Here is a 7,568-nt window from a genome sequence, read left to right as displayed (position 1 = left end):
TAATTTAGGTGACACCTCAAGTACTCGCGTACTTGGGAATGATCCATAGGTTGTATCTTGCACTGAATATCAATTCTTTGTCTTATAGCAGTGTAAGAACCGGAGTTAAAATGGACATAATCACCAATTGAAAATTCCCCAAAAACACCATATCCTATACATATATTTTATGAGGAGGATAGGATATGGTTAAACTGGAGGAGTTATTTATGATAAGAGACTTAAAAAGTAAAGGGCTGTCCATAAGACAGATAGCAGAACAACTTGACTTAGATCCAAAAACAGTACGTAAATGGTTAAAGTCAGATCAGTTACCCAAATATCAACGTAAAAGAAAAACAGAAAGCAAGCTCGAACCACATAAAGACTACATACTGGAAAGAATGATGGAAGGATGTCTCAATGCAGTTGTGATCTATGATGAGATTAAAGAAAAAGGATATACAGGAAAAATCAGTATTCTTCGAGAGTTCATGCATCCTTATCGGAAGCACCATAAAGGAGCAGCATCTATACGCTTCGAAACACCACCAGGAAAACAAGCTCAGGTTGACTGGGGGGAGTTTCACGCCATCCTTCCGGATGGGTCTAAGAAGAAACTCCATGCATTTGTCATGATTATGGGCTATTCCAGACAAAAATATGCAGAATATACAGAAGATGAGAAGTTAGAAACACTGATTGGATGTCACGAACGAGCCTTTAAGTTCTTTGGGGGAACTGCTGAAACAATCTTATACGACAACATGAAAACTGTTGTCCAGTACAGTCATAAAAGCGGGAATGATAAGTGGAATCAGACATTTTTGAGATTTGCTGATTACCACGGTTTCACACCAATACGTTGTAGGCCGTATAATCCTCGAGGAAAAGGTAAAGTAGAAAATGGAGTAAAGTACTTACGCAGGAACTTCTGGCCAAGAGTAAAAGAATTCAGGAATATTGCAGAACTGAATCAGAAGACGAGAGAATGGCTTGATACTAAATGCAACGTAAGATTGCATAAAACGACTCGCAGAATCCCAGCAGAAGCATTTCTTGAAGAGAAGCTGATCTCAGCAAATGAAACCTCCTTCCTAAGCGCCAGCTTAGCGAGTAGAAAGGTTATGAATGACTGTATGGTGCAGTATGAGACAAATCTTTACTCTGTCCCATTTCAATTTGTCGGCAGAAGGGTGGCCATAAAAGACCTAAAGAACGGCTATATTGAGTTTTATGATGAGAATGGCTTGTATATCGATACCCATGAAAAAGTAGCAGGAAAGCATCAGTTTAGGCGCAAGAAAAAACACTTTGAAGGAATCATCTCCAGAAATCGTTCAGTGAAAGCCCCCACGGCACCACGAATGACTTCAGACTCATCTCCCAAAGTGTATCAAAGACCTCTTGATTTCTACGACCGCTTAATTACGGAGGTGACAGAATGATCCACCAAAGAATAGTCCAAGCGTGTGATATCTTGGGATTTATCCATCTCCAAGAAACCTATGATCATTATGCCGAAGAGGCTTCTAAGGAAAGTATATCGTATTTGGAATTCCTGGACAAGATGTTATGGGCTGAGATTGAAGCCAAGAAGAGCAGAGCAACCAGGACGAACCTGAAGCTGGCCAAACTCCCCTATGTGAAGCAGCTTGATGAGTTTGACTTTGAATTCCAACCTAGTGCAAATAAGCGGAAGATCAATGAACTTAGAACACTAGGTTTTTTAGAAAGAAGTGAGAACGTCATCTTTTTGGGTCCGCCAGGCGTGGGGAAAACCCACCTGGCGGTGGGACTTGCTGTAGAAGCATTGAAAAACGGATATACCGCATATTTCCTAAGTGCTCATGAACTAATCGCTATGATTAGGGAAAATCTAAGTACAGGAAAGATACACCGCAAAATCAAGGCTCTCTCAAAACCAGGACTTCTCATTATTGATGAAGTCGGATATGCTGCAATGGATGATGATATCGCACATGTTTTTTTCCAGATCATCTCGAATCGGTATGAAAAGGGCTCCATCATTCTAACATCAAATAAATCATACGGTTCCTGGGGCGAAGTCTTCGGAAACCAAGTAGTAGCTACGGCTATACTTGACCGATTACTGCATCATTCCACGACTATCAATATTAAAGGAGACAGTTATCGGATAAAAGAAAAGAAAAAAGCTGGGTTCTATAACACCAGCAAATTTGAAGAATAAAACCGTAGAAAAGTGGAATTTTCAACCGGTGATTATGGGGAAATCTAAAATGGGGTTGACACATGCGAGAAAAATAATCTACGCATGTCTTTTTTTACAACTCTTTGTACTTAATAAGTGAGAATATAACGATAGAAATAGTGATTAATACGATTGGAATAGTGTTATAATCAACATATCCTCTTGTCGTTAATCTTAATATTGTCAATATGATTAGTGTAATTGGATATGAAAACAGTATGATTATTGGGTATATTTTTTTTCTCATAAAACTTCTCCTACATAAAAAATTTATTCTTTTAGTTTATTATAACATAAACTGAGATGGCTTTTATCAAGCCACCTCAAAGATCGATAATACAATAGTTTTTTTTGCTTAATTATTAATTAGTAAACGTATGATCCACCACTAGCGTAAAACTCAACATAACCTTTAACAGGGTACCTTTTAGAGTTAGTGGAGGTTCGGTAAATGGTTACATTAGATGAAAAATTAATAGCGTAAGTTCTACTACTATCAATCAAAGCCTTTTGATATGAAAAGCCATCTACACCATTTTTAGTTGAACTTGAATAGAGATTTACTGATGAAAAACTACTAAAAAATTTTGTACCATATGAATTTGAAGTAGTATTTCCTATTAACTTAAGATAGCCATTGAAATAGTCCCATCCAGGAAATGCAGACCATTTATACCTAATATCAGCTGTTTGGCTGTAGTATAGTGAAGATCTGGATGTTGTTGTTGAAAATGCAGTTGTCTTCATTTGAGAACTAGGCATTATTAACATAGATTTTTCCTTGTTTGCTTCAGCTAATGCTTCTTGCCATTTTTGTTCTACAAGCTCATTATGATTGTCAATAGCTTCAATCAGAGCCTCATACTCTTCATCACTATTTACATAAATAGCATATCCATCTTCATTAGTAGATGATAGTTCAGTAGCTGCACTGACTGGAGTTGAAAATGAAAAAACTAGTATTAATATTGCCATAATATTAAATTGTAAAAATCTCTTTGTCTTATTGAATAAAATATTCATGTTTCCTCCTTTAATCCTTGTTTATAGGTATGTATTATCGATCATAGGCAACCAGAATAATTATATTTGGTTGTTCTATTAATATGGTTAGAAAGTTATCCAATTGTTGTACCTATAGCGATGCTTAAAATTATCAAATATTGCAATATAAGATATAAACATTTACTCAAGTATATTTAATTTTCCTAATTTGTCTTGGAAATAAACTGCGAAATGTTTTTAGTTAACTATACATTTCCCCACGCATTATTTTATTTCCCCATCCTCAGTCACTTATTCCATCTATATTTCTTGCATATTACACACTTAATTTGCATAGTACCACATAGTTAGATCTTATACCGCTTAAGGTACTCTGCTAAAATATTTTGTTCTTGTTTGGAATAATAAATCCGTTATCATTTCTTACTAGGTACTCTTTTTCTATTAACTTTTCTAGATATATTTTATTCTTTTTTACACCATCTCCAGAATGTTCTAGTAAACTCATTTCATTAACTCCTTTCGGATTGGTATATTCTAGATGTTTAAAAGTTAAATATAATCCTAAAGTTGAAGTTCCAAGCTCTTGAATAAGATTATGCATTGACTCTCGCTCTACATATTTTTTTTTCGTCGGATATAATCATTCCATCCTCTCCTTATTATCTATAAATGTCCTCGAATTCATTTGTTTTTGTTCTCATGTATTCAACTGCTTTTTTTCGAGCGTTTTCATACATGGTTCTAATATCTCGTTGTCTTTCCGTAGGGACAAGATCAACTAAAGCTTGGGCATTTAAAAAAGTAGACTTTGAATTCAATACCTTTTGATTAAATATTATTTAAAAAACTATAATTAACTCTATAAATAATAAATTTATAAGCGGTATTATCCGAATATTCTCTATTGATATAATATTATCACAATTTAAAATGGAAATCTATGTTCTTATAATTATTTACAATTTGATAATAATACCCGCCTCGTAGATACCCCCAAAAATTGTACCTGCGCACAAACGAAGTAAACCCGATGGAATAAAATCAAATAATCACTCTGACTGATGAGAGTAACATTCAAAGAATATACTATTGCAAAGGGAGGTTATAAAAATGATAGAGAACTTAGAAATAGAAGAGTTTACAACTATTACTAAAGCTTTTGTAATTGATATTATTTTTGAGTTTTACTTATGTATTATTGTGACAAACTCGTAAAGCTCTTAATGCTATCTGTTCTAAATATAAAATGATCTGAACATTCCTTTTTAATAATTTTTTTAGATCTATATTCTAAATTAATCCAATCTTCATCAATTTCTAGAATTTTGCCAGTTAATTCACTCATATCCCAAGCCATGTTATTTTGATTGGTGTAAATAAGATCGTCTGATTTTATAGTAACTACATTACCTATATTCGCTTTTAATTGATCAACTAATTTATGTTTTTCTTCAATTTCAATCTTTTTTTCTTTATGTTTGTTCTTCTGATATTCAGGATCTTTCTTTTTTAATATTTCTAATACATCTTCCATTTTATAATAAAGTATAATAACGGCAATACCTATTACCCACCACATATTAATTTCCCTCCTTTAAAAATCCTAAAACATCTTTTATAAAGATAAGTTGATTTGCAATATTTTTTTCATGAATACGAATTTCCATAGAGATATCATCTATCTCTATTATTTCAATATTCTTAACTGTACAATAAGGGAAGAAAGGTTGACTCTTAACGGGTTTCATATAGAGGATTCCTCTTGCTCCCTCATATTTTTTGAAAATAGGGCTAACCTTTTTTGTTTCAGATCTTTTTTTACCAATCAAAGTATCTAAAGACACACCATATACTTCAGAAAGTGCTATCACTTTATCTATAGTAGGTTTAACATTATCTGTCTCCCAATTTGATATGGTCTGTCGAGTTACATTAAGGGCAGCTGCAATTTCTTCTTGAGTTAATTTATTTTCTTTTCTTAAGAGATATAAGTTTTCTCCAAATGTTTTCATTGTGATCACCTCTAGTTAAATTCTATTTTATTTTATAAGTGTTAACTATCAAATGAGTTTATTATTTGCGCAAAAATACCTAACATTTACCGATAATCAGTATATTATCTGTGAATTTTACCCAATTCTTATTGCGACAAACTCGGTTCCTTCGTTATGATTCTTGGAATAATTACCCCTTTCACTTGTTCTGGGTTTCTAAACAATCCTACATTATTTTAATTATTTCGCCATAGTGTCCTTCTGTAGGTAATTCATATTCGATTACTCTAAAACCATTTTTTTCATAAAATGCTTTTAGACGTTCTTTATGATCACTATCTACTAATGATAGGTTTCCGACAATTTTATTTATCTCATTCTCATAAGCATATTTAAAAAGTTCATCCATCATTAGAGATCCATATCCCTTACAACGATAAGATTTCTTTATAAATGGTGTAATATCTCCTATTAACAATATGCCTTCTTCCTGTAAAACACATTGTATCTTCGATACTACTCTATCATCAATTGAAATTTTAGAGTATATCGAATCTCCAGTAGTTTCTACCCATACTTTTATAGTTTTCCTAAATAAATTTTTATACATTAATTCTTTAATAGTCCTTCCTTTCCCAAAGTTAATTTTATGCACTATCCTTGATTTGAACAATCGCATTCCATTTTGCCTTTTAAATTCATTTTATCTCTCCATTCCTTATTTATCGTTGTATATCAAAACTTTAGTCTCAACAAACTCATGGTGTAAATCCCATTGACTATTTTTATTTCGCTCACTTGATATATTTTATCATTTTTAACACTATTCTTCATCTAGACTTGACTTTTTTGAAAAAGTTTGTTATAATACAAAGTATATATACTTTGTATTACTTACTTCTTGAGAAATAAGGTGATGATTTGAACGCACAAGAAACTTTACAATTTATTCGTGAGCATCTAGAACAGTTTACTTCGGCCTGTTTTTCTCTTGGTGGTGGGACTAAAGAATATAATCGGTTTACCTTCAAAATTAAATTAGCGGAAATCATTCCTGAATTAGAAGATTCGTCTTGGAAATCTATTAAAGAAGCTTTAGATGAATTAAATGAAGTTAATTTGATTAAACCACTTCCCGGTAGCTCTTATTCTAATGATATCTATCTTTTCTTTCCTAAAAAACATGACATTTTTTCTATAGCAAACATAATTTATGTCAACTCTTATTTTGCACACTATACTGCGCTTTCTTTAAACCAATTAACCGTCAATAAATCAAATACAATATACTTGAAAAAAGAAACTAAAAAACCTTCTTCTTCAGAAAAAAACAAGGTTGATCAAAAAACAATTGATATTGTTTTTAGCAAACCCATGAGAAAATCAGAAAAAATCACTGAAATATATTGGAATAACAATTTATATAGAATAGTTTTTTTAGAAGGTTATCTTCTTCCAAAAACTAATAATGATCTCCTTAATAAAAATAACAACTTATTCTATTCAGGCATAGAAAGAACATTGATTGACTGTGTCATTAGACCTTCTTATTCTGGTGGGGTGTCTTCTGTCTTAAATGGATTTGTTGCTGCTAAAGATACTCTTGATATCGAAAAAATGGCAACTTTTATGAATTACCTTAATTATTTTTATCCCTATGAAAGAAGCATAGCTCTATATATGAAATTCGCTAACTTTCCTGAAGAGAAAATTCGTCTTTTTTTATCCTTGATAAAGAAAGACGAAGCTAATTATAATTTCTATTTAGATTATCAAATGTTAAAGAAAGGATTTGATTCAGACCTTAAAATATATTATCCTTTTGATCTTTCTATCAGTGATGAATGACACTCCTGCATGATGTAATTTGTAAAATTATATAAGTATTCAAAACCTATATTTTCTGCTTCTGGAACAGTTAAAATGAAAATTTCATTGAAATCTTTTTTTAGAGTTTCATAGCTATCTTCAAGTTTTAACTGTTAATGACTTTTTATAATGTCCAGAAACTGACGGTGTTTACTGTCCATAAATTGCTGGTAGAAATGGCAAGCTTGATAGGCTTGCCATTTGTTTTAGCTTAATTCTCCATTGATTACGATCTTTACCATATGGTCATCGATAATTCTTTTCCCATTCTGGTATCCATAGATGAGAGAACTGGTACATACCTTGTTTACGAGTCTGGAAGAGCCTCCTGAGAACCGGTAAATTATCTCAATCGCCTCATCCGTAAAGATATCTCGGTCGGTTCCTGCGTAATTTAGGTGACACCTCAAGTACTCGCGTACTTGGGAATGATCCATAGGTTGTATCTTGCACTGAATATCAATTCTTTGTCTTATAGCAGTGTA

General features: G+C 32.5%; 8 protein-coding genes. 3 read left to right on the top strand and 5 right to left on the bottom strand.

The genetic code is table 11. The annotated features are described in order from the left end of the window. The first annotated feature begins 185 nt into the window (after positions 1 to 185). Positions 186 to 1,427 (top strand): IS21 family transposase, encoded by a 1,242-nt coding sequence (gene istA / locus BM243_RS14905; RefSeq protein WP_074913398.1) that lies wholly within the window; start codon positions 186 to 188, stop codon positions 1,425 to 1,427. Next, positions 1,424 to 2,191, top strand: coding sequence for an IS21-like element helper ATPase IstB (gene istB / locus BM243_RS14900; RefSeq protein ID WP_074913396.1), 768 nt, complete (start codon positions 1,424 to 1,426; stop codon positions 2,189 to 2,191). Before istA ends, istB begins: the two co-directional genes overlap by 4 nt. Before the next feature lie 387 nt (positions 2,192 to 2,578). Here istB and BM243_RS14895 read toward each other — a convergent pair whose 3' ends face one another. The 5 genes from BM243_RS14895 to BM243_RS14880 all read right to left on the bottom strand — a co-directional run bounded on the left by BM243_RS14895 (position 2,579) and on the right by BM243_RS14880 (position 5,869). Next, entirely contained in the window at positions 2,579 to 3,235 is a 657-nt protein-coding gene (locus tag BM243_RS14895; protein ID WP_074913394.1) for a hypothetical protein, read from the bottom strand. 358 nt (positions 3,236 to 3,593) lie between these two features. After that, complete coding sequence (locus BM243_RS15520) at positions 3,594 to 3,725, bottom strand: hypothetical protein (RefSeq protein ID WP_278335461.1); 132 nt, start codon at positions 3,723 to 3,725, stop codon at positions 3,594 to 3,596. A 690-nt stretch (positions 3,726 to 4,415) separates the two neighbouring features. Continuing rightward, positions 4,416 to 4,799, bottom strand: coding sequence for a hypothetical protein (locus tag BM243_RS14890; protein ID WP_074913392.1), 384 nt, complete (start codon positions 4,797 to 4,799; stop codon positions 4,416 to 4,418). 1 nt (position 4,800) lies between these two features. Beyond that, positions 4,801 to 5,232: a helix-turn-helix domain-containing protein gene (locus BM243_RS14885; RefSeq protein ID WP_074913390.1), complete on the bottom strand. Its 432-nt coding sequence runs from the start codon at positions 5,230 to 5,232 to the stop codon at positions 4,801 to 4,803. A gap of 208 nt (positions 5,233 to 5,440) precedes the next feature. After that, positions 5,441 to 5,869, bottom strand: a complete 429-nt coding sequence (locus tag BM243_RS14880) for a GNAT family N-acetyltransferase (RefSeq protein ID WP_177213542.1) — start codon at positions 5,867 to 5,869, stop codon at positions 5,441 to 5,443. A 266-nt stretch (positions 5,870 to 6,135) separates the two neighbouring features. On the opposite strand from BM243_RS14880, the gene BM243_RS14875 reads away from it, so the two are divergent. After that, entirely contained in the window at positions 6,136 to 7,062 is a 927-nt protein-coding gene (locus tag BM243_RS14875; protein ID WP_074913385.1) for a hypothetical protein, read from the top strand. Positions 7,063 to 7,568: the final 506 nt, after the last annotated feature.

Source organism: Proteiniclasticum ruminis (genome assembly GCF_900115135.1).
GTDB classification, from domain to species: Bacteria; Bacillota; Clostridia; order Clostridiales; family Clostridiaceae; genus Proteiniclasticum; species Proteiniclasticum ruminis_A.
The sequence above is the reverse complement of the archived record's forward strand: the minus strand, read 5'-3'. Positions and strand labels throughout refer to the sequence as shown.